This window comes from Domibacillus sp. DTU_2020_1001157_1_SI_ALB_TIR_016 (assembly GCF_032341995.1).
In the GTDB taxonomy this organism is placed as follows: Bacteria; Bacillota; Bacilli; order Bacillales; family Domibacillaceae; genus Domibacillus; species Domibacillus indicus_A.
In genome coordinates, this window is sequence record NZ_CP135439.1 from 981,663 (window position 1) to 1,004,133 (window position 22,471).

At 45.0% G+C, this 22,471-nt stretch carries 16 protein-coding genes, 21 tRNA genes and 1 rRNA gene; 35 read left to right on the plus strand and 3 right to left on the minus strand.

Going from position 1 to position 22,471, the window contains the following annotated elements; genetic code table 11:
* Positions 1-109: 109 nt before the first annotated feature.
* The 5 genes from yugI (at position 110) to RRU94_RS12775 (ending at position 4,706) form a co-directional block, all read left to right on the plus strand.
* The gene (gene yugI / locus RRU94_RS12755; RefSeq protein WP_050183036.1) at positions 110-475 is read left to right on the plus strand and encodes a S1 domain-containing post-transcriptional regulator GSP13; all 366 of its coding nucleotides are present in this window, start codon (positions 110-112) and stop codon (positions 473-475) included.
* Between the two features lie 100 nt (positions 476-575).
* Positions 576-1,820 carry a Glu/Leu/Phe/Val family dehydrogenase gene (locus tag RRU94_RS12760; RefSeq protein ID WP_242234002.1) on the plus strand — a complete coding sequence of 415 codons (1,245 nt, stop codon included), beginning with the start codon at positions 576-578 and terminating at the stop codon, positions 1,818-1,820.
* A 100-nt stretch (positions 1,821-1,920) separates the two neighbouring features.
* The gene (locus RRU94_RS12765; RefSeq protein WP_315694673.1) at positions 1,921-3,078 is read left to right on the plus strand and encodes an iron-containing alcohol dehydrogenase; all 1,158 of its coding nucleotides are present in this window, start codon (positions 1,921-1,923) and stop codon (positions 3,076-3,078) included.
* A 107-nt stretch (positions 3,079-3,185) separates the two neighbouring features.
* Positions 3,186-4,541 (plus strand): glucose-6-phosphate isomerase, encoded by a 1,356-nt coding sequence (locus tag RRU94_RS12770; RefSeq protein WP_315694674.1) that lies wholly within the window; start codon positions 3,186-3,188, stop codon positions 4,539-4,541.
* A 92-nt stretch (positions 4,542-4,633) separates the two neighbouring features.
* A tRNA-Ala gene (locus RRU94_RS12775) sits at positions 4,634-4,706 on the plus strand.
* Positions 4,707-4,778: 72 nt separating this feature from the next.
* Here RRU94_RS12775 and RRU94_RS12780 read toward each other — a convergent pair.
* A complete protein-coding gene (locus tag RRU94_RS12780; protein WP_410493023.1) occupies positions 4,779-5,477 on the minus strand; it encodes an MgtC/SapB family protein in 699 nt (232 codons plus the stop codon).
* A gap of 256 nt (positions 5,478-5,733) precedes the next feature.
* On the opposite strand from RRU94_RS12780, the gene rrf reads away from it, so the two are divergent.
* The 26 genes from rrf to RRU94_RS12910 all read left to right on the plus strand — a co-directional run bounded on the left by rrf (position 5,734) and on the right by RRU94_RS12910 (position 15,954).
* Positions 5,734-5,849: ribosomal RNA gene (gene rrf / locus RRU94_RS12785) — 5S ribosomal RNA — on the plus strand.
* Positions 5,850-5,869: 20 nt separating this feature from the next.
* Positions 5,870-5,945, plus strand: a tRNA-Val gene (locus tag RRU94_RS12790).
* Positions 5,946-5,950: 5 nt separating this feature from the next.
* Positions 5,951-6,026, plus strand: a tRNA-Thr gene (locus RRU94_RS12795).
* Positions 6,027-6,032: 6 nt separating this feature from the next.
* A tRNA-Lys gene (locus tag RRU94_RS12800) sits at positions 6,033-6,108 on the plus strand.
* A 7-nt stretch (positions 6,109-6,115) separates the two neighbouring features.
* Positions 6,116-6,197, plus strand: a tRNA-Leu gene (locus RRU94_RS12805).
* A 124-nt stretch (positions 6,198-6,321) separates the two neighbouring features.
* Positions 6,322-6,396: transfer RNA gene (locus RRU94_RS12810), tRNA-Gly, on the plus strand.
* Between the two features lie 21 nt (positions 6,397-6,417).
* Positions 6,418-6,506: transfer RNA gene (locus RRU94_RS12815), tRNA-Leu, on the plus strand.
* A gap of 17 nt (positions 6,507-6,523) precedes the next feature.
* A tRNA-Arg gene (locus tag RRU94_RS12820) sits at positions 6,524-6,600 on the plus strand.
* Between the two features lie 28 nt (positions 6,601-6,628).
* Positions 6,629-6,702 (plus strand) — tRNA-Pro (locus RRU94_RS12825).
* Between the two features lie 13 nt (positions 6,703-6,715).
* A tRNA-Ala gene (locus tag RRU94_RS12830) sits at positions 6,716-6,791 on the plus strand.
* A 21-nt stretch (positions 6,792-6,812) separates the two neighbouring features.
* Positions 6,813-6,889: transfer RNA gene (locus RRU94_RS12835), tRNA-Met, on the plus strand.
* A 65-nt stretch (positions 6,890-6,954) separates the two neighbouring features.
* Positions 6,955-7,031, plus strand: a tRNA-Ile gene (locus tag RRU94_RS12840).
* 20 nt (positions 7,032-7,051) lie between these two features.
* Positions 7,052-7,144, plus strand: a tRNA-Ser gene (locus RRU94_RS12845).
* A gap of 19 nt (positions 7,145-7,163) precedes the next feature.
* Positions 7,164-7,237 (plus strand) — tRNA-Met (locus RRU94_RS12850).
* A 6-nt stretch (positions 7,238-7,243) separates the two neighbouring features.
* Positions 7,244-7,320, plus strand: a tRNA-Asp gene (locus RRU94_RS12855).
* A gap of 9 nt (positions 7,321-7,329) precedes the next feature.
* Positions 7,330-7,405: transfer RNA gene (locus RRU94_RS12860), tRNA-Phe, on the plus strand.
* A gap of 12 nt (positions 7,406-7,417) precedes the next feature.
* Positions 7,418-7,491 (plus strand) — tRNA-Gly (locus RRU94_RS12865).
* Between the two features lie 17 nt (positions 7,492-7,508).
* A tRNA-Ile gene (locus tag RRU94_RS12870) sits at positions 7,509-7,582 on the plus strand.
* Positions 7,583-7,596: 14 nt separating this feature from the next.
* Positions 7,597-7,671: transfer RNA gene (locus RRU94_RS12875), tRNA-Asn, on the plus strand.
* Positions 7,672-7,674: 3 nt separating this feature from the next.
* Positions 7,675-7,765: transfer RNA gene (locus tag RRU94_RS12880), tRNA-Ser, on the plus strand.
* A gap of 3 nt (positions 7,766-7,768) precedes the next feature.
* Positions 7,769-7,840 (plus strand) — tRNA-Glu (locus tag RRU94_RS12885).
* A gap of 245 nt (positions 7,841-8,085) precedes the next feature.
* Positions 8,086-9,960, plus strand: coding sequence for a 1,4-alpha-glucan branching protein GlgB (gene glgB / locus RRU94_RS12890; protein WP_315694675.1), 1,875 nt, complete (start codon positions 8,086-8,088; stop codon positions 9,958-9,960).
* A 1-nt stretch (position 9,961) separates the two neighbouring features.
* Complete coding sequence (locus tag RRU94_RS12895; RefSeq protein ID WP_315694676.1) at positions 9,962-11,125, plus strand: glucose-1-phosphate adenylyltransferase; 1,164 nt, start codon at positions 9,962-9,964, stop codon at positions 11,123-11,125.
* Positions 11,125-12,135, plus strand: coding sequence for a GlgC family sugar phosphate nucleotidyltransferase (locus tag RRU94_RS12900; protein ID WP_315694677.1), 1,011 nt, complete (start codon positions 11,125-11,127; stop codon positions 12,133-12,135). The genes RRU94_RS12895 and RRU94_RS12900 overlap by 1 nt, the downstream gene beginning before the upstream one ends.
* Positions 12,132-13,583 (plus strand): glycogen synthase GlgA, encoded by a 1,452-nt coding sequence (gene glgA, locus RRU94_RS12905; RefSeq protein WP_315694678.1) that lies wholly within the window; start codon positions 12,132-12,134, stop codon positions 13,581-13,583. The genes RRU94_RS12900 and glgA overlap by 4 nt, the downstream gene beginning before the upstream one ends.
* Complete coding sequence (locus RRU94_RS12910) at positions 13,573-15,954, plus strand: glycogen/starch/alpha-glucan phosphorylase (protein WP_315694679.1); 2,382 nt, start codon at positions 13,573-13,575, stop codon at positions 15,952-15,954. Before glgA ends, RRU94_RS12910 begins: the two co-directional genes overlap by 11 nt.
* A 15-nt stretch (positions 15,955-15,969) precedes the next feature.
* On the opposite strand, the gene RRU94_RS12915 is transcribed toward RRU94_RS12910, so the two are convergent.
* Entirely contained in the window at positions 15,970-16,497 is a 528-nt protein-coding gene (locus RRU94_RS12915; RefSeq protein ID WP_315694680.1) for a TraR/DksA C4-type zinc finger protein, read from the minus strand.
* 77 nt (positions 16,498-16,574) lie between these two features.
* Positions 16,575-17,492, minus strand: a complete 918-nt coding sequence (locus RRU94_RS12920) for a 1,4-dihydroxy-2-naphthoate polyprenyltransferase (RefSeq protein ID WP_315694681.1) — start codon at positions 17,490-17,492, stop codon at positions 16,575-16,577.
* Between the two features lie 283 nt (positions 17,493-17,775).
* Here RRU94_RS12920 and RRU94_RS12925 point away from each other — a divergent pair, with 283 nt between their 5' ends.
* The 4 genes from RRU94_RS12925 to menB are packed head-to-tail and all read left to right on the plus strand — an operon-like array spanning position 17,776 to position 22,459.
* The gene (locus RRU94_RS12925; RefSeq protein WP_315695950.1) at positions 17,776-19,164 is read left to right on the plus strand and encodes an isochorismate synthase; all 1,389 of its coding nucleotides are present in this window, start codon (positions 17,776-17,778) and stop codon (positions 19,162-19,164) included.
* Positions 19,157-20,860: a 2-succinyl-5-enolpyruvyl-6-hydroxy-3-cyclohexene-1-carboxylic-acid synthase gene (gene menD / locus RRU94_RS12930; protein ID WP_315694682.1), complete on the plus strand. Its 1,704-nt coding sequence runs from the start codon at positions 19,157-19,159 to the stop codon at positions 20,858-20,860. The genes RRU94_RS12925 and menD overlap by 8 nt, the downstream gene beginning before the upstream one ends.
* Positions 20,857-21,627, plus strand: a complete 771-nt coding sequence (gene menH / locus RRU94_RS12935) for a 2-succinyl-6-hydroxy-2,4-cyclohexadiene-1-carboxylate synthase (RefSeq protein ID WP_315694683.1) — start codon at positions 20,857-20,859, stop codon at positions 21,625-21,627. Before menD ends, menH begins: the two co-directional genes overlap by 4 nt.
* A gap of 19 nt (positions 21,628-21,646) precedes the next feature.
* Positions 21,647-22,459 carry a 1,4-dihydroxy-2-naphthoyl-CoA synthase gene (gene menB / locus RRU94_RS12940; protein WP_410493044.1) on the plus strand — a complete coding sequence of 271 codons (813 nt, stop codon included), beginning with the start codon at positions 21,647-21,649 and terminating at the stop codon, positions 22,457-22,459.
* The last annotated feature ends 12 nt before the right edge of the window (positions 22,460-22,471 follow it).

The following is a 22,471-nucleotide window of genomic DNA, read 5'->3' on the forward strand; positions in this document are numbered from 1 at the left end:
CGCTTCTTTTTTTGTTAAAAAACCGGTAGATAATGTTATGTCAATCAAAAGTGTGATATAATATCGCGACGCATAAAACAAGAAACCACAAAAAAACTGGAGAGATTTGATGGAACCAAAATTTGAACCGGGACAAATTGTGACCGGGAAAATTACCGGCATCCAGCCATATGGTGCATTTGTAGCGCTGGATCATGGCCGTCAGGGACTTGTCCACATTTCGGAAATTACCCATGGATTTGTCCGTGATGTCCATGATTATTTAACGGTGGGCGATGAAATTACGGTAAAAGTGCTATCGGTAAATGAGGACGAAAGCAAGATCAGCTTGTCGATCCGGGCAACAGACGAAGGAGGCCGAAACCATCGGCGCGGTATTCGTATTGATGATGACGGAGACGGTTTTCATCCACTTCAGGACAAGCTGCAGGAGTGGATCGAGCAATCGATGAAAGAAGAACGAAAAAAAGGGTGACGGATTGCTTGCGAATCGTCCTTGCACCGGCGTAAAATGAAAATGAAAACGGAAGCAAAAAGCAAGATTGAAAAAATGAGAATAAAAGAGGCGAAGGTACATGGCTGAGAACTTAAACTTATTCACATCAACCCAGAATGTCATTAAAGAAGCGCTGACAAAACTCGGTTACACAGAAGAAATGTACGAGCTGTTGAAAGAGCCGCTCCGGATGATGACGGTGCGCATTCCGGTGAAAATGGATGATGGATCGGTTAAAATTTTCACCGGCTACCGGGCGCAGCACAATGACGCACCTGGCCCGACAAAAGGCGGAGTTCGCTTTCACCCTGAAGTCAATGAAGAAGAAGTGAAAGCGCTGTCGATGTGGATGACGCTAAAAGCTGGCATTGTAGATCTTCCATATGGCGGCGGAAAAGGCGGCGTTGTATGTGATCCTCGTCAGCTGTCTATGCGTGAAATTGAGAATATCAGCCGTGGCTATGTTCGGGCGATCAGCCAGATTGTCGGCCCGACAAAAGATATTCCAGCTCCGGATGTGTATACAAACTCCCAGATTATGGCCTGGATGATGGATGAATACAGCCGGATTCGTGAATTTGATTCACCTGGATTTATTACCGGAAAGCCGCTTGCACTTGGAGGATCACATGGCCGTGAAAAAGCGACTGCCCAAGGTGTAACCATTTGTATTCACGAAGCCGCTAAAAAGCGAAACATTGATATTAAAGGCGCTCGGGTGATCGTTCAGGGATTTGGAAACGCCGGAAGCTTTTTATCGAAATTTATGCATGATGCCGGGGCGAAAGTCGTTGGTATTTCAGATGCGTATGGCGGACTTTATGATCCAAACGGTCTTGATATTGATTACTTATTAGACCGCCGCGATAGTTTTGGGACGATTACGACACTGTTTGATAATACAATTACAAACCAGCAGCTTTTAGAGATGGATTGTGATATTTTGGTGCCGGCGGCTATCTCAAATCAAATTACCGCTGACAATGCACATAATATTAAAGCATCCATTGTAGTAGAGGCGGCAAATGGACCAACAACGCTTGAAGCAACAAAGATTTTATCAGAACGCGATATTTTGCTTGTTCCAGATGTTCTGGCAAGCTCCGGTGGTGTAACGGTATCTTACTTTGAATGGGTGCAAAACAACCAGGGCTACTATTGGACGGAAGAAGAAGTAAATAAAAAATTGCATGACAACTTAACAAAAGCATTTGATAATATTTATGAAGTTGCGCAAACACGCGGTGTCAATATGCGTCTTGCCGCCTACATGGTCGGCGTACGCCGCGCGGCAGAAGCTTCCAAGTTTAGAGGGTGGGTATAAACCGGCTGATGATCAGCCGGTTTTTTTATGCCTCAAGGTCAATCAGTTGAAAAACAAACAGCTTCTTTCGCATAATGAAAAAGAAAAGGAGCTGAAATAAATGAATCAATTTATGTATTGGAACCCGGTAAAGTGGATTTTTGGTAAAGGTACAGCGATGCAATTACGGGATAATGTTGCTCCGTTTGGTGAAAACATCCTTCTCGTTTATGGAGGCGGCAGCATAAAAAAAAGCGGTCTTTATGATGAAGTCATTGATCAGCTTGACGGCTTTAATATTACGGAGCTTTCCGGCGTAGAACCGAATCCTCGCCTTTCAACGGTCAAGCGCGGTGCAGAACTGTGCCGGGCAAATGACGTTTCTTTTATTCTGGCGGTTGGAGGCGGCAGTGTGATTGACTGTACCAAAGCAATTGCAGCAGCCGCAAAATTTGAAGGAGATCCATGGGACTTTATTACACGAAAAGCCACTGTGGAAGAAGCGCTTCCATTTGGAACGATTTTAACCCACGCAGCGACTGCTTCTGAAATGAATTCAGGATCCGTTATTACAAATTGGGATACAAATGAAAAACTTGGGTGGGGAAGCCCACACACCTTCCCGAAATTTTCTATTTGTGATCCGAAATGGACATTAACGGTGCCGCGTGATCAAACCGTCTATGGGGTCGTAGATATGATGTCACATATGTTGGAACAATACTTCCACAATGCAGAGGAAACCGATGTGCAGGATCGTTTAATTGAAGGGACAATGAAAACACTGATAGAAAAAGCACCCGCGCTTATGAATAACCTTCAGGATGAAAAGCTGCGTGAAACAGTAATGTTTGCCGGTACGCTTGGATTAAACGGTATGCTGCAAATGGGGTACCGCGGCGACTGGGCAACCCATAACATTGAGCATGCAGTATCAGCTGTGTACGACATACCGCATGGCGGCGGCCTGGCGATTATTTTTCCAAATTGGATGAACCACAATATCGATGTGAAACCGGAACGCTTTAAGCAGCTCGCCGTACGTGTTTTTGATGTGGACCCAGAAGGGAAATCAGATCGCGAAGCAGGCTTGGAAGGGATTGAGGCACTTCGTGCATTCTGGACATCGATCGGAGCTCCGTCACGCCTTGCTGACTACGATATTGATGACAGCCGTCTTGAGGAAATGGCGGAAAAAACGTTATTTAATGGACCATTTGGGAATTTTACTAAATTGGACCGGGAAGACGTGGTCGCGATCTTACGTGCATCACTTTAACCGGGCAGAATTAAGCCCGGTTTTTCCTTGTTTTTTTCCTTGCGAAACCGCGTACAGTCGTATACAGTTAAGTGGAAAAATACCGTTTAGATGGAGGGTAATGAAGAATGACGCATATTAAGTTTGATTACTCAAATGCACTGCCTTTTTTCGGAGAACATGAAATCGATTATTTAAAAGATGCTGTAAAAGTAGCTCACCATTCTTTGCATGAAAAAACAGGCCAAGGAAGCGACTACCTTGGGTGGATCGACCTTCCGGTTGATTATGATAAAGAAGAATTCGCCCGTATTCAAAAAGCGGCCGAAAAAATCCGCCAGGACTCTGATGTTTTAGTAGTAATCGGTATTGGCGGCTCTTACCTTGGCGCCCGTGCAGCAATTGATATGCTGAACCACAGCTTCTATAACGTGCTTTCATCTGAAAAGCGCAACGGCCCTCAAGTATTCTTTGCCGGAAATAACATTAGTTCTACATACATGAGTGACCTTATCGAAGTGCTGGAAGGAAAAAACTGGTCAATTAACGTTATTTCTAAATCCGGTACTACAACAGAGCCGGCACTTGCATTCCGCTTGTTCCGTGACCTGCTTGAAAAACAATACGGAAAAGAAGAAGCGAAGAGCCGTATTTACGCAACGACGGACAAAGCACGCGGCGCTTTAAAAACCGTTGCGGATGAAGAAGGATACGAAACATTCGTTATTCCTGATGATGTCGGCGGCCGTTATTCTGTTTTGACAGCCGTAGGCCTTCTGCCAATTGCAGCAGCAGGGGCGGATATTGAAGCCATGATGCAGGGAGCTCGCGATGCTCGTGAAGCGTACAGCTCGTCTGAACTTCATGAAAATGAAGCGTACCAGTACGCAGCAGTTCGTAATATTTTGTACAACAAAGGCAAAACAATTGAAATGTTGATTAACTATGAGCCAGGGCTTCAATACTTCTCTGAGTGGTGGAAGCAGTTATTTGGTGAAAGTGAAGGAAAAGACTTTAAAGGTATTTATCCATCATCTGCCAATTTCTCAACAGATCTTCATTCATTGGGCCAATATGTGCAGGAAGGGCGCCGAGACTTGTTTGAAACCGTTATTCGTGTTGAAAACCCACGTAAGTCCTTAACGATTGAAAAAGCAGAAAATGATCTGGATGGGTTGAATTACCTAGCAGGTGAAACAGTGGACTTCGTGAATAATAAAGCATTTGAAGGAACACTTCTTGCTCATACGGATGGCGGTGTACCGAACTTAACCGTTTCTATTCCAGCTATGGATGCGTACACATTCGGCTACACAGCTTATTTCTTCGAAAAAGCATGCGCAATCAGTGGCTACCTTCTTGGTGTGAATCCGTTCGACCAGCCGGGCGTAGAAGCATATAAAGTGAATATGTTTGCGCTTCTTGGCAAACCAGGTTTTGAAGAAAAGAAAGCTGAGCTTGAAAAACGACTTCGCGGGGAATAATTCCCCCGAAGTTTTTAAAAAAAGACTTGCATTAACTGAAAAAATCTTTATAATTTAATCTAGACGCTAAGAAATACATATATCTTTAAAACGGGGGCTTAGCTCAGCTGGGAGAGCGCTTGCATGGCATGCAAGAGGTCGTCGGTTCGATCCCGATAGTCTCCATACATTGATAAATGAAAAGCTGTTCCAATTGGAACAGCTTTTTTTGCTATCTAAAAGAAGAAGGAAGTCTGCTTATGTGCTTTCAAGCTCAACAGATTGCACATGAGGAATTTCAGATAGGGTATAATAAACTTCTGTAGTTCGTCTTTTAAAATGTACACCTGCGGTAAAAACCAGTAAATGAGTATGGCGTTTTTCATCATATAAAATACGAATTTCTTTAACGGTAATTTGGCCCTTTTCTACGTCTTTTAAAATTTCCTCAACATAATGATGCGAGGCAGTTCTTAATTTAATGTGCAGGTCTTTTTCCTGGAGGCGGCTTGGACCGGCAAACCGAAGAACGACAGGCAGCATTTCTACAGCCAGGATAATAAGGATTACACCTGCAAGCGCTGCCGCATAAAAACCAGCACCGACAATAATACCAATACCTGCTGCGCCCCAGATCATGGCCGCAGTCGTTAAGCCGGAAATGGTGTCATTTGCCCGGTGTAGGATTACACCTGCACCGAGAAAACCAATGCCGGAAACAATTTGGGCGGCTAATCTCAAAGGATCCATAGTCACATTTACATCGGCATCTCCATGATAAAGATAAGCAGATTCCACTGAAACAGCGGTTAACAGGCAGCTGATAACGGAGATCACGATGCTTGTTTTTAAGCCGACCGGCTTGCTTTTTAATTCGCGTTCTAACCCTATAATGGCCCCGAGTCCGCCGGATAACCCAAGCTTAAGCAGTAATGAAGTATCAATCATCCATTCCATACAATCTGCCGCCTTCCTATAAAGGAGAGTCTTTAGGTGTTTGTTTCGTATTATACAGGATAGGTAATTAAACGTGAGTTTCTTTTCAGTTTGAAAAAGAAGAAAATATTCTTCTAAAAATACTTGCGTAAAGATAAAAAGTTATGATATATTATTTTTTGTCGTTAGCAGTAAAAACAAATTACTTACAAGTTCCTTTGAAAAATGGATTGCTAAATTTGTTTAATATGTTATAATAATAAATGTCGTAAAAAAGTCAGGCGGCAATAGCGAAGAGGTCACACCCGTTCCCATCCCGAACACGGCCGTTAAGCTCTTCAGCGCCGATGGTAGTTGGGGGGTTCCCCCTGTGAGAGCAGGACGCTGCCTGGCGATTGACTTATTACATATGTGGAGGATTAGCTCAGCTGGGAGAGCATCTGCCTTACAAGCAGAGGGTCGGCGGTTCGATCCCGTCATCCTCCACCATTTATGCCGGTGTAGCTCAATTGGTAGAGCAACTGACTTGTAATCAGTAGGTTGGGGGTTCAAGTCCTCTTGCCGGCACCATTTACCGAGCCATTAGCTCAGTCGGTAGAGCATCTGACTTTTAATCAGAGGGTCGAAGGTTCGAGTCCTTCATGGCTCACCATGTATATGCGGGTGTGGCGGAATTGGCAGACGCACCAGACTTAGGATCTGGCGCCGCAAGGCGTGGGGGTTCAAGTCCCTTCACCCGCACTAATGAAAAGCGTAAACGCTTGTTTAGAAACGGCAGACATAAGATGAACCGGCGAAGCAGTGTTTTTCACTGTAAAGCCGGGGCAGCTTATGGCCGAGTTTCTAAGCGTTGCAGCTGGATCATGCGGAAGTAGTTCAGTGGTAGAACATCACCTTGCCAAGGTGGGGGTCGCGGGTTCGAATCCCGTCTTCCGCTCCATTATCAAGCTTATACACCCTTGCCGGGGTGGCGGAACTGGCAGACGCACAGGACTTAAAATCCTGCGGTAGGTGACTACCGTACCGGTTCGATTCCGGTCCTCGGCACCACTTTACAACAAAATAGTGCGCCCGTAGCTCAATTGGATAGAGTACTTGACTACGAATCAAGCGGTTAGAGGTTCGAGTCCTCTCGGGCGCGCCATTTATACATAAACGATCTTTCGTTTTGACGGGAAGTAGCTCAGCTTGGTAGAGCACTTGGTTTGGGACCAAGGGGTCGCAGGTTCGAATCCTGTCTTCCCGATCTGTTTAAATATGGGGCCTTAGCTCAGCTGGGAGAGCGCCTGCTTTGCACGCAGGAGGTCAGCGGTTCGATCCCGCTAGGCTCCACCAATATTTTTAATACTTTTTTATGGCGGTGTAGCTCAGCTGGCTAGAGCGTACGGTTCATACCCGTGAGGTCGGGGGTTCGATCCCCTCCGCCGCTACCATATATTTAAATAATGAGAGTGCCTTTGTAAAAGATGCATTCTTGATTCACACATGGTGAATAAGAGGACCTTTAGCTCAGTTGGTTAGAGCAGACGGCTCATAACCGTCCGGTCGCAGGTTCGAGTCCTGCAAGGTCCACCACTTGAATTCTTATTTAATTCGGAGGAATACCCAAGTCCGGCTGAAGGGATCGGTCTTGAAAACCGACAGGCGGGTCAAACCGCGCAGGGGTTCGAATCCCCTTTCCTCCTCCATTATTCATTATTTTATCGTCGCGGGGTGGAGCAGCCCGGTAGCTCGTCGGGCTCATAACCCGAAGGTCGCAGGTTCAAATCCTGCCCCCGCAATCGTTTGGTCCGGTAGTTCAGTTGGTTAGAATGCCTGCCTGTCACGCAGGAGGTCGCGGGTTCGAGTCCCGTCCGGACCGCCATTTTTATACGGCTCAGTAGCTCAGTTGGTAGAGCAAAGGACTGAAAATCCTTGTGTCGGCGGTTCGATTCCGTCCTGAGCCACCATTTTAACAATATGCGGGTGTAGTTTAATGGTAAAACCTCAGCCTTCCAAGCTGATGTCGTGGGTTCGATTCCCATCACCCGCTCCATACATATTGTTCGCTTTGGGCCTGTAGCTCAGCTGGTTAGAGCGCACGCCTGATAAGCGTGAGGTCGATGGTTCGAGTCCATTCAGGCCCATTTTTATTTATTATTCCGCAGTAGCTCAGTGGTAGAGCAATCGGCTGTTAACCGATCGGTCGCAAGTTCGAGTCTTGCCTGCGGAGCCATATGGGGAAGTACTCAAGAGGCTGAAGAGGCGCCCCTGCTAAGGGTGTAGGTCGGGTAACCGGCGCGAGGGTTCAAATCCCTCCTTCTCCGCCATATGGCCCCTTGGTCAAGCGGTTAAGACACCGCCCTTTCACGGCGGTAACACGGGTTCGAATCCCGTAGGGGTCATTCAAAAGCGAAAAGCACCCGGAAGTTAAAATAACTTCCGGGTGCTTTTTTATTTGCAAAATTTTAGCATGAGGATTCGTGTTATTTTTTAAAAAATAAGGGAAGATAATAAATAAATATGGAAATAAAGAAGGGAAATCTGATTTTTTAAAGAATATTAAACAATAATTCAATTATAAATACGGAGTCATCCGCATTTTCCTCTTTTCACTTCACCAAGAATACATAAATAAAGGGTGTGGACCATGTCATCAGAAACATTTTATCCAAGCGATTTTGACCTCCATTTATTCCATGAGGGAAATCTTTTCAAAGCTTACAAACTATTTGGAGCGCACGTTCAAAACGAAAAAACCTGCTTCGTTTTATGGGCTCCCAATGCAAGAAAGGTTCGAGTAATTGGTGATTTTAACAGCTGGGATGGATTAGGATATGAAATGCATCAGGTATCTGCTGAAGGAGTATGGTTTTTAAAAGTTCCACGTAATTTGGAAGGATCATTGTACAAGTATGAAATTGTTGCACAAAGCGGCAGAGTGATGCATAAAACCGATCCATTTGCTTTTATGACAGAACTTCGTCCAAATACAGCCGGCGTGGTGAAAACGCTTGATCATTATCAATGGCGTGACGAAGAATGGCTACGCAGCTTGGAATCATCCTCTGTTTATGAGGAGCCGCTGGCTATTTATGAAATGCATTTAGGTACGTGGAAAAGAAAAGGAAAAGGTGAAAATGACCTTTACACATATAGAGAGTTGGCTGATATGCTGATTCCACATGTGAAGGAACAGGGATTTACTCATATCGAGGTTATGCCGATAACAGAGCATCCTTTTGATCGCTCATGGGGCTATCAAAGTACAGGTTATTTTGCAACTACACGGCGTTATGGAGAGCCGAAAGATTTTATGTACTTTGTTGATGAATGTCATCGCGCGGGGCTTGGGGTTATTTTAGACTGGGTGCCTGGTCACTTTTGTAAAGATGCGCATGGTCTTCATAATTTTGACGGGAATTTCAGTTATGAATATGAAAACAGCTGGGATCGTGAAAATTACGTATGGGGAACAGCCAATTTCGATTTAAGTAAAACAGAAGTACATAGCTTTTTAATTTCAAATGCTCTTTTTTGGATGGATTATTACCATATCGACGGATTTCGTGTCGATGCAGTATCAAACATATTTTACTGGCCTAACCGTGACGGATTAGAAGCAAACCCACACGGCGTCGCGTTTTTGCAAAAATTAAATAAAGCCGTTTTTTCATTTAAGCCACAAGCGCTTATGATTGCAGAAGATTCAAGTGACTGGCCGCAAGTAACCGCTCCCGTACATCAAGGCGGCATAGGCTTTAATTACAAGTGGAATATGGGCTGGATGAACGATGTGCTTGAATATATGGAAACACATTGGAACGAGCGCTCTCAGAAACATCACTTGATGACTTTTTCCCTGATGTACGCCTACTCGGAAAATTATATTTTGCCTTTTTCACACGATGAAGTCGTTCATGGCAAGAAGTCCTTGCTGGATAAAATGCCGGGCGACTACTGGCAAAAGTTCGCGCAACTGCGTTTATTGCTGATGTTTATGATGGCTCATCCCGGCAAAAAGCTACTGTTTATGGGAACAGAGCTTGCTCCTTTTTCTGAGTGGAAGGATTTGGAGGAAGTGGATTGGCATTTAACCGATTACGACATGCATCATAGTTTCAACCGTTATTTCACAGAACTGCTGCACTGCTATCAACTAGAACCTGCATTGTTTGAACGTGATCACAGTCCGGAAGGCTTTGAGTGGATTGATGTTCATAATCACCAACAAAGCATTTTGTCTTTTGTACGAAAAGACAAAGAGGGAAATCCGATCGTAATTGTGTGTAATTTTGGTGAATACGGGTACAGTGGTTATAGAGTAGGCGTTCCGGAAGCAGGGCAGTATGAAGAAATATTAAATAGTGACCGCGCATTGTATGGAGGATCAAATCAGGTGAATAACGGTTCTATCGAAACGGTATCAGACATGTTTCATGGACAGCCTGCTTTTGTAGAAATAAATATACCGCCATTTGGAGCAGTTTATCTGCGCCGCGTAGACGAAAAAGGGAGGAACTAACATGGCAAAACAAAAATGTGTAGCAATGCTTCTGGCTGGAGGAAAGGGAAGCCGTTTAAAAGAATTGACGGAGAACCTTGCAAAACCAGCAGTGCCATTCGGCGGAAAATATCGGATCATTGATTTTCCGCTTTCCAATTGTGCCAATTCAGGAATTCATACAGTCGGTGTACTTACACAATATCAGCCGCTTGTCTTAAATTCATACATTGGAATTGGAAGTGCCTGGGATCTTGACCGTAAAAACGGCGGGGTAACCGTTCTTCCTCCTTATAGTGAGTCGTCTGAAGTAAAATGGTACTCCGGAACAGCAAGTGCGATTTATCAAAATTTAAACTATATTAAGCAATATGATCCGGAATATGTCCTTATTTTATCCGGTGATCATATTTATAAAATGAATTATGATACAATGCTTGATTACCATATCGAAAAACAAGCAGACGTAACTATCTCTGTTATTGAAGTGCCATGGGAAGAAGCAAGCCGTTTTGGCATTATGAATACAGACGCGGACTTTAATGTAACCCGTTTTGATGAAAAGCCTGAAAAACCGGAAAGCAATTTGGCTTCAATGGGCATATATATTTTTAAATGGTCTGTTCTCCAAAAGTATTTAGAAATGGACGAAAGCAATCCTGACTCATCCAATGACTTTGGAAAAGACGTTATTCCTGCTATGCTGGCGGACAATTTAAAGCTGATTGCTTATCCATTTAAAGGTTACTGGAAAGACGTCGGCACAGTAAAAAGCTTATGGGAAGCCAATATGGATCTGCTTGACGAAAAGCAGGATCTAAACTTATTTGAATATTCTTGGCGCATTTATTCCGTGAATCCGAATCAGCCGCCACAAATTATCGGCTCAAAGGCGAAAGTTCAGCATTCGCTTGTGAATGAAGGCTGCATTATTGACGGGGTGATCGAGCAGTCAGTCATGTTCCAGGGAGTAGAAGTGGAAGAAGAAGCTGTACTGAAAGAGTGTGTAGTCATGCCAAATGCCCGTATCGGACGCGGTTCCTATATTGAGCGCGCGATCGTGATGGGTGATCTTGAAATACCAGAAAATACAGTTATTCGAAACGACTCCAATGATATTTTGCTGGTGACTGAACAATTCTTAATGGAGCACACTGAACAACAATCGAAAGTGGAGGAAGCCTAATGAAAAAATCGATGCTTGGTGTTATTGATGCAACTATGCTTCCAGGGGAAATGGGCGATCTTGCCCTTTATCGCTCCCCCGCAGCGATCCCTTTCGCGGGCCGGTACCGGCTTATTGATTTTGTGCTCTCCAATATGGTTAATTCAGGAGTACAGAGTGTAGCAATTTTCCCAAGATCTCCTTACCGCTCATTAATGGATCATTTAGGTTCAGGGAAAGATTGGGATTTGAATCGTAAGCGTGATGGCTTGTTTTTCTTTCCTTCACCAACAAAAGAAGGGCAGCTGGACCGCATGTCGGAGCACCTTAACTACTTCCACCGCAGTGATCAAAAGTATGTGATCGTTTCAAACTGCACGACAGTAGCAAATATGGATTTTGCTCCTGTGTTGGACCGGTTTATAAAGCAAAATTGTGATGTTTTGGAAGTTACCCATAAAGGTGAATCAACTTATATTTATCTTCTCTCGTTAGAGCTCTTGCTGGACTTAATTGACCGGCGTAATGAAACAGGATATGAATCTGTACAGGCAGCAGTTGAAGATGCATCTTCCTCGTTAATAAAATGCCAATACGAATTTGAAGGTTTCCTGCAACGGATCAAGACAGTGGACGATTACTACCAAACAAGCATGGAGCTTCTTGAAAAAGACAAGTGGAGCGAGCTGTTTAATGAATTTCAGCCTATTTATACAAAAGTAAAAGACGAGCCACCAACCAATTATCTCGCAGGCTCACACGTTACAAACGCCATGATTGCCAACGGCTGCATCATCAGCGGGGAAGTCAATCATAGTATCGTTTTTCGTGGCGTAGCCATCGGCAAAAATTCGACAGTTAAAAACAGCATCGTTATGCAAAAAAGTAAGATAGGCGAAAATTGCGTGCTGGAGCACGTCATTATTGATAAAGATGTATCAGTACAAGATGGGGCTATTTTGCGCGGAACGCCGGAAAAGCCGCTTGTCATTAAAAAAGGATCTGTTGAAAGTGCGGTGACCAGTTCGTGAAGGTTTTATTTGCTGTTTCAGAATGTGTACCATTTATCAAATCAGGGGGCCTCGCCGATGTGGCAGGGGCCCTTCCTAAAGAATTAGCCAGTATGGGCGTGGATGTACGGGTAATCATGCCGAAATACGGCACGATTCCTCAAAAATATCAACAAGAAATGAAACAAGTCGCTGTTTTTACTGTGCCGGTTGGATGGAGAAATCAGTATTGCGGCATTTTTGAGTTGAAGCAGGATGGCGTTACTTACTACTTCATAGATAATCTTTATTATTTCCAAAGGGACAGCTTGTATGGCCATTATGACGACGGAGAGCGTTTTTCTTATTTTACAAGAGCTATTTTGGATTCTTTAAGTCATTTGGACTTTTTCCCAAATATCCTTCACTGTCATGATTGGCACACAGCCATGATTCCATTTATGCTCAAAGTTGAGCATCAGCACCGGCCGGGATATGAAAAAATACGGACCGTGTTCACCATTCATAATTTAATGTTCCAAGGGATTTTCCCGCCTGAAGCCGTAACTGATTTATTAAACTTACATAGCCAGCATTATCAAACGGGCCAGCTTGAGTTTAATGGCAATACAAACTTTATGAAAGGCGCACTTGTCGCTGCCGATGCGATTACGACTGTGAGCCCGACATACCGAAATGAAATTTTAAATTCATATTTTGGAGAGCGGCTTGAAGGCGTTCTGCAGGAACGGCAGGGTGATTTAAAAGGTATTTTAAATGGAATAGATTATTCCATTTATAATCCAGAAACCAATGAGATGATTGACCCCTACAGTGTTGAAAATATGGCTGGGAAAGCGGAGAACAAGCGCCGGATTCAAGAGTTTTTCCATCTGCCTGTTCGAGAGGATGTTCCGGTTATTGGTCTTGTATCCCGCTTAACAGAGCAAAAAGGACTGTCGCTCATCCAACATGTTTTTCATGAAATCATGCAGGAAGATGTGCAATTTATCCTTCTGGGCAGCGGTGAAGCCCAGTTTGAAAACTTTTTCCGTGAAATGGAATGGGCATATCCGGAAAAAGTCCGCTCCTATATTGGATTTAATGAGGAGCTGGCCCATCGTATTTACGCAGGATCTGATTTGTTTTTAATGCCTTCCCAGTTTGAACCTTGCGGTCTTGGCCAGTTAATTGCCATGAAGTATGGTTCGCTGCCTATTGTTCGTGAAACAGGGGGGTTAAATGATACCGTTCATTCATACAATGAAGAAACCGGAACAGGCAACGGATTTTCATTTAGTAATTTTAATGCCCATGATATGCTGCATACCGTGAGCAGGGCGCTGCATTTTTATCATGAAGAGCCTGAAGTATGGGCGAAAATTGTCGAGCATGCTATGCAGGCGGATTACAGCTGGTCGCAATCTGCTAAGGAATATATGAAGCTCTATGAGGATGTATCCAACAGGAGGGAAAGTCATGTTTTCTGATAAACAAGCATTTCAAGACTCGTTTAAAAAACGTTTGGAACAGTCCTATAGCATCAGCTTTCAAGATTCTACACGTTCCCAGCAGTTTGTTACGCTCAGCAGCATGGTTCGTGAATACATCAGCAGCGAGTGGATTGAAACAAATGAACGCTATCGAAAAAGCAACAAGCAGGTGTACTACTTGTCTATAGAATTTTTGCTCGGACGCCTGCTTGGACAAAATTTAATTAATCTTGGTTTGTATGAAAAACTGGATTCGTGGCTGTCAGATTTAAATATTCCGCTTCATGAACTGGAGGAAATTGAGCCGGATGCTGCGCTTGGCAACGGGGGCTTAGGCCGCCTTGCCGCCTGCTTCCTGGACTCACTGGCTTCTTTGAATTTACCAGGACATGGATGCGGTATTCGGTACAAACATGGACTGTTTGAACAAAAAATGGTCGACGGTTTTCAAATGGAGCTGCCGGAAAACTGGCTGCGTTATGGTTATGTATGGGAGATACGAAAGTCTGATTTATCAGTCGATGTCCCGTTTTGGGGCAGTGTTGATGTGATCGAGCGCGACGGTGCAATGAAGTTTCGTCATGTAGATGCAGAATACGTACGAGCTGTCCCGCATGATATGCCTGTTGTAGGCTATGGCGGAGAAACCATTAATACATTGCGATTATGGAGCGCAGAAATGTCTACCATGACACCGATGCATGATGTACTCAAATACAAACGGGAAACGGAAGCCATTTCTGAGTTTCTATATCCTGATGATTCCAATGATGAAGGAAAAATTTTGCGCTTAAAGCAGCAATACTTTCTAGTATCTGCAAGCATACGTTCTATTTTACGCCGCTTTCTCAGCACTGGCGGGGAATTAAAGGAGCTTCATGAACATGTAGCGATCCATATCAATGACACTCATCCGGTATTAGCTATACCAGAATTGATGCGTCTTTTGCTTGATGAGTATCAGCTTTCTTGGGAAGAAGCATGGCATATTACGGAAAAAACATTTGCTTATACGAATCATACTACTTTGTCAGAAGCGCTGGAACGCTGGCCGATTCGTTTATTTAAACCACTACTGCCGCGTATTTTCATGATTGTGGAAGAAATTAATGAACGCTTTTGCAGAAGTTTGTGGGGAAAATATCCTGGTGATTGGTCAAGGATTGAAAAAATGGCCGTTATCGCTAACGGGGAAGTTCGTATGGCCCATTTAGCAATTGCCGGCAGTCACAGTGTGAACGGAGTAGCGCGCCTTCATACGGAAATCTTAAAAAATCGTGAAATGAACGATTTTTATCAGTTTTATCCGAAGAAGTTTAATAACAAAACCAATGGCATTACCCACCGCCGCTGGCTGTTAAAAGCAAATCCAGAGCTTACATCCCTGTTAACAGAGACGATTGGCGACGGTTTTCACAAAAATGCGGCAGAGCTCTCTAAGCTCGCACCTTATGCTGACGATGCAGCATTTCAGGAAAAGCTGTGGGATGTAAAAATGAAGCGGAAAGAAATATTAGCTAAGCGTATTTTTGACCAAAACGGCATTCAGGTCGATCCGTCGTCGATTTTTGATGTGCAGGTTAAACGTCTTCATGCTTATAAGCGGCAGCTGTTAAATGTGCTTCATATCCTGTCTCTTTATAACCGGGTAAAAGCAGATTCTTCTTATCAGATTCCGCCGCGCACTTTTGTGTTTGGAGCAAAAGCATCACCGGGCTATTTTTATGCGAAACGAATCATTAAATTGATTCATTCGGTAGCGGACCTGGTGAATAACGACCCGGCCACAAAAGGGCTGCTTACTGTTGTATTTATGGAAAATTACCGCGTATCTCTGGCGGAAGATATCATTCCGGCAGCAGATCTTAGTGAACAAATCTCTACTGCAAGCAAGGAAGCATCCGGTACTGGAAATATGAAATTTATGATGAACGGAGCCATTACCATTGGCACGCTCGATGGGGCGAATGTGGAAATTTTAGAACAAACAGGTCCTGAAAATATTCTTATCTTCGGTTTAAAAGCAGAAGAAGTGATGGCGTATGATAGAGAAGGTGGTTATCGTTCGATGGATTACTATCATCATAGTCCGCTCATTCGCCGTACGCTTGACCAGCTTGTGGATGGCACGCTTGATGATAAAGGCTTGTTTAATATCATTTATGATTCTCTTCTTGGAGAGAATGATCAATATTTTGTGCTGAAAGATTTTGAGTCTTATGGCAAAACCCAGGAAGAAGCAGGCCGGATTTATACAAACGATCCGGAACGCTGGCGTAAAATGATGGTCCACAATATTAGCGGCTCCGGCATTTTTTCCAGCGACCGTACGATTCAGGAATATGCAAAAGGCATTTGGCATATTTGAAAAAATCCAGCGACATTACGTCGCTGGATTTTCGTTGTCTTCATCACGGTCTTCTTTATACAGTTCGTTGTAATTCTCTTTGTCTTCTGCAAAATCAGCAGGAGTCTCGGAAGTTCCGTAATTTGCTGCATCACTAAAACTGTCAATGCCGTCATCCGGATGGGAGAGACGGTCTTCCGGCACGCGGTCGGTTTCAGGTTCTTGATCTGGTGTGTGATCTACAGAATAAAGGGTTGTTGGGACTGCCTGAAGACGCTCAAATGGGATTTCCTCACCACTTTCTTTGCAAATGCCATATGTGCCATCTTCCATCGCCGCAAGAGCAGCCTCGACTTTATCGAGCTCATCCCGGCTGTGATCATCAATGGCCATATCCCGCTCCCGTACATACAATTCCGTTCCGGTATCCGCTGGGTGATTGTCGTAAGAAGACAGCTCTCCTACATCCTCGTTATCGTTATCCTGCTCCAGCCGGCCGGTGAGCTGCTCCTTTTGGAGGAGCAATTCTTGTTTGAGTTCGTTTAACTGTTCTTGTGTAAGCATAAGTTGCCTCATCCTTTCATCTATATCCTACTCTATAGCCGTTTTGACATAGAAAAAAACCCGATTGTTTGATCGGGTTAAAAAAGGTAGCTGATGCATAAGCCGAAAGCAAGAAGGAAGCCGTAAAACGTATTGGTCTGGGCGGTCGCCTTCATCGCCGGCATCATTTGAAACGGAGGTTCCCCGCCTTTGCCTTTAAAGCCTTTCACTGCTTTTATGGCTTTTGGAATGCTTAAGTATGAAAGAAACAGCCAAGGGGAACCTGAATTTGTGAATAATAAAACAATCACCCACAAGAAAGCAATGAAAAAAGATGCAGCAAGAACGAAAACCGAACGCTCATGGCCAATTAAAATAGCCATTGTTTTTCGGCCGGCTTCACTGTCGCCAACACGGTCACGAATATTGTTGGATAAGTTAATGCTGCCAACAAGCAATATAATAGGAATTGAAAATAAAATCGCTGTTGTGGACAGAAAACCCGTTTGAATATAAAACGAAATATAGATAATAATGCCGCCCATAAAAACGCCAGATGCCAATTCACCAAACGGTGTATAAGCAATCGGAAGGGGGCCGCCTGTGTACAAGTAGCCGACAGCCATACAAATGATGCCAATTAAGCCGATCCACCATGAAGAAGCGGTACAAATGTACAGACCGAGCAAAAGCGCGATGCCAAAAAAAGCGAAAGCCATATAAAGAACGGTTTTCGGCTTAACACCGTTGCGTACAATAGCGCCTCCGATACCGATTGATTTTTCTGTATCAAGGCCACGCTTAAAATCAAAGTATTCGTTAAACATATTTGTTGCTGCCTGAATAAGCAAAGAGGCAATCAACATCGCTAGAAACAACGGAACATGCAGGTCTGTATGGGCAAGAGCCAGCGCCGTTCCAAGAAAAACAGGAACAAACGCAGCTGTTAACGTATGAGGCCGCATAAGCTGCCACCATATTTGAAAGCCAGTGTCAGCGGAAGGGGTTTGATTCATTCTTCTTCTCTCCCAATTTTCATTGTGAACAAATAAACAAATGTCCTTCATCAAGTGTAGAAAACGGAACCAAAAGTGTCAATCCTTTTTCAATAGGATATTAATCTTGAATTTTTTCCGAAAAATCGAACATCGTTTTTCGGAAATGAAAATGTAGCACAAGTGGTATATAATAAGAAGGAAACATAAAAGAGCGGTTTAAAAGCCGCAATGTCTTAGTGCCTTAAGGGGCCAAAGAAGTTTGACCCTGTGTGGTCGGCACAATGGAGGGATTTCATTGGCTATGATAAAGGGGCACCCGCTTAAAGGGGCCTTTGTTGATTTTATAAACGAAATAAACGGTTCGACTTTATTCAGTTATGTAGAAAAAGTGGAAAAAGGCGACCCGATCTGTTTTTATGAAAATGGAAAAGAATGGTACAAAGGAGAACGGTTTTATTTCAAAGACCGTGACGGGGAAAGAACGATTGCAGGACTCGGCAGCGTACAGACGATCCAAAGCAGCAAAGCCGAGCGGTTTGAGGATGTGGAAGGGCAGTGGGATGCCCTGATGAAGCGTGCTTCCATCCATAATCCTTATGATATTTACGGGACAGGGCCCGTTGCATTTGGCGGTTTTTCATTTGATCCGCTTCGCTCTCAAGGAGAAGAGTGGTCCCGCTTTGCACCGTCTTTTTTTTATGTGCCGGAATTAATGATGACGGTTTATGGCGGTGAAACATATGTAACGGTCAATATGATGTGCGAAGATGCAGAGTCAGGCCGGTTGTTTGATCAAATTGAAGAACGGAAGCAGGCCATTTTGTCAGGTTTGAAGCGTTCATTCGAAAAAGAAGCGGTATTAATGGAACTTCGTGCTGGGGATACACAAGCGTGGAAGGAGTCCGTTCAAGCTGCGGTTCATCGAATTGAAGCAGATGATGATCTGAAGAAAGTAGTACTGGCCCGCAAAGCAACCGCTGCTTTTGACGGTACTATTTCGTCAGACCGCATTCTTCGCCGCTTGGACGAGGGACAGCCGGACAGCTTCGTTTTTTCTATTGAAGCAATGGACAGCTGTTTTTTAGGCGCTTCTCCTGAACGGCTTGTGAAGAAACGGGCACAAACCGTTTTAACAACGTGCCTTGCCGGTTCAACAGCCCGCGGTGCAACAGAGCAGGAAGATGAGCAATTAGCGGATGCACTGCTGCATGACAGTAAAAACCGGATGGAGCATGACTATGTTGTGCAGATGATCCGAGAGGAAATGCAGGCGATGTGCGATTATGTGGCCGTGCCGGATGCGCCGGTCGTAATGAAAGTAAGAGATATTCAGCATCTGTATACGCCGGTCATCGGAGAAGCGGACAAGGACGAGTCTATTCTGCGGTTTGTTCAGGCACTTCATCCAACTCCTGCACTTGGCGGACTTCCGAGTGAAAAAGCACTCGGTGTGATCCGTGAACTGGAAGATATGGACCGGGGCTTTTATGCAGCGCCGGTTGGCTGGATGGATTACCGGAAAAATGGTGAGTTTGCGGTGGCGATTCGCTCTGGATTACTGGTACAGAACGAAGCATTTTTATATGCAGGCTGTGGAGTAGTGGCGGAGTCTGTTGCGGAGATGGAGCTTGAGGAAACAAACATGAAGCTGCGGCCGATGCTGCGGGCGATCGGAGGCGGCAATGAATAATCATCAGGACAACATGACACAATACAATGCACATTTTATAGACAGCCTGGTCCGTTCGGGAGTCAAGGAGGCGGTTATCAGCCCCGGCTCCCGTTCGACACCGATGGCGCTATTAATGGAAGAGCATCCCCGGCTGCGCACTTTTATTCAAGTGGATGAGCGGTCGGCGGGTTTTTTTGCGCTTGGGCTGGCTAAAGCCACACAAAATCCTGTTGCGCTTCTTTGTACATCCGGCACGGCGGCGGCCAACTACATGCCGGCAGTAGCAGAAGCGAAAATCTCACGCGTTCCGCTTATTGTGCTGACATCAGACCGTCCGCCTGAACTCCGGGATGTTGGTGCTCCGCAGACGATTGACCAGCTTCACTTATACGGTCATACAGCAAAATGGTTTGCGGAAATGGCCCTTCCTGAATCAGATCAGTCGGCATTGCAGTACGTCCGCACACAAGGTGCCCGGGCGGTTTTTGAATCACTTGCTGAACCGGCAGGGCCGGTTCATTTAAATTTTCCTTACCGTGAGCCGCTCGTACCGGATTATGATGGTATTTTTGAACGAATCAAAATCCCTGCTCCCGTTCGGCTGATTTCTGGCAGAAAGGTGCCGGATCCGATTATGCTGGATGATGTAGCAGGAGCACTCAAAGTTGAAAAAGGTCTTATTGTAGCAGGAGAGATTGTGAAGCCGGAGATGTCAGAAGCGATCCTTTCGCTTTCCGAAAAAACAGGCTGGCCGGTTGTAGCCGATCCGCTTTCGCAGCTTCGTACGGACAAAGCAGTGATTGACAGTTATGACGCCTTTTTACGTGATGATGAGGTGAAAGACGCGTTAAAACCAGAAGCGATCGTTCGGTTTGGTGCGCTGCCGGTCTCCAAATCTCTCATGCAATATATGAAGCGTCATCAGGATGCGGTGCATGTGATTGTAGACGCAGACGGAGGATGGCGTGACCCTTCCCACATTGCGACTCATATGGTGAATGTAGATGAAGCCGCTTTTTGCCGTGAAATGATACAGAGATTGGAAGGAAGCCGCTCTTCATGGTACGCATTATGGCAGAACATAAACGAAGCAGCCCGCTCGGAGATGAAAAAAGCAGAAGGCATGGACGAAGGTTCATTGTTTCGGCAGTTTTTAGAGGCAGTGCCATCCGGCTCTTCTGTTTTTGCAGGAAACAGTATGCCGATTCGAGATCTTGATTCCTTTTTATTTTCAGGCGAACAAACTCTTCGTCTTCACGGAAATCGTGGGGCAAACGGTATAGACGGTCTTGTTTCTACAGCTCTTGGCATTGCCGCAAGCGGGGAAAAGGTTTATGCTGTTATGGGAGATTTATCATTTTTTCACGATGTAAATGGTTTGCTGGCGGCCAAAATGAACGGCCTGTCGATGACCATTTTAATTATGAACAACAATGGCGGCGGTATTTTTTCTTATTTGCCGCAGGCGGGGGAACGAAAGCATTTTGAAAGGCTGTTCGGCACTCCGTCTGGCTTAAAGTTTGATCATGCAGCTGCACTTTACGGCTGCCACTACGTTCGAATTGAGAACAGCGGCGAGCTTCAAAGAGAGCTGTCCGTGAAACGGGACGGAATCACCATATTAGAAGCATTAACGGATCGTTCCCAAAACACAGCGATTCACCGGGAGTTATGGCAAAGAGCGATTGCAGCTGCAAAACAGGTGATTCAATGACCGTTTTTCGTCAAGTGAAAGGCGAAGGAGAGCCGGTTTTATTGCTGCATGGTTTTACGGGAAGTTCTTCTACGTGGGAAGGCCTGGACGAGCATTTTCCCTTTCAGCTTGTGATGCCCGATCTTGCCGGGCATGGACAAACGAACCGTTTAGCAGCAGATTTGGAAACAGAAGCTGAATCTCTTAAAAAGATGATGAATGACGCCGGTTTTTCTTCTTTTCACCTTATCGGTTATTCAATGGGCGGCCGCCTCGCTTTGGCTCTCGCGCTTCTTTACCCAGAAGCGGTCCGGTCTTTGGTGCTTGAAAGCACTTCACCGGGGCTCGAGAGTGAAGAAGAGCGTGCAGCAAGGCGGCAATCAGATGAAAAACTGGCTCAACGAATTGAACAGGAAGGCGTTGCCTCGTTCGTTAATTTTTGGGAAAGTATTCCAATGTTTGCTTCGCAGAAAAAACTGCCAGCGGCTGTTCAAGAAAAGGTCCGGAGGGAGCGCCTGGCCCAGTCGGCAGAAGGGCTGGCGTCGTCACTTCGTTTGATGGGAACGGGCAGCCAGCCATCGTATTGGAACCGGCTTCAAACGCTTAGCATGCCTGTTTTGCTGCTTACAGGAACGCAAGATAAAAAATTTACACGTATCGCCTGCCGGATGAAGGAGCGGCTTCCATTTTGTGAATGGATTCAGTTTGACGGAGCAGGCCATGCAATTCATGTGGAGCAGCGCGAAAAATTTGGTACAATAGTAAAGACGTTTTTGTTGAATCAATAAGGAGGACAACAAAGTGGAAATTAATTGGGTAAAAGAACGCGAATACGAAGACATTAAGTATGAAACGTATAATGGCATTGCCAAAGTGACGATCAACCGTCCCGAAGTACATAACGCATTTCGTCCGAAAACAGTCACGGAAATGATCGATGCATTTGCATATGCGCGTGACGATTCTAAAATTGGCGTTATTATTTTAGCCGGTGAAGGCGGAAAAGCATTCTGCTCCGGCGGTGACCAAAAAGTGCGCGGCCATGGCGGCTACGTAGGAGATGACCAAATTCCACGCTTAAACGTGCTGGACTTACAGCGTTTGATCCGTGTTATTCCAAAGCCGGTAATCGCAATGGTGGCAGGCTATGCAATCGGCGGCGGCCACGTGCTTCACGTTGTATGTGATTTAACGATTGCAGCAGACAATGCTGTATTCGGACAAACAGGACCGAAAGTCGGCTCCTTTGATGCTGGTTACGGTTCAGGTTACCTGGCACGCATCGTCGGCCATAAAAAAGCGCGTGAAATTTGGTTCCTTTGCCGTCAGTACAATGCGCAGGAAGCATTGGACATGGGTCTTGTAAACACGGTTGTACCACTTGAAAAATTAGAAGAAGAAACGGTGCAGTGGGCGGAAGAAATGCTTTCAAAGAGCCCGACGGCGCTTCGCTTTATCAAAGCGGCTATGAATGCGGACACAGATGGTCTTGCAGGCCTGCAGCAGTTTGCAGGTGATGCGACGCTTCTTTACTACACAACAGATGAAGCAAAAGAAGGACGCGATTCGTTCAAAGAAAAACGCGATCCAGACTTTGGCCAGTTCCCAAGATTCCCGTAACGAAATCGAAAG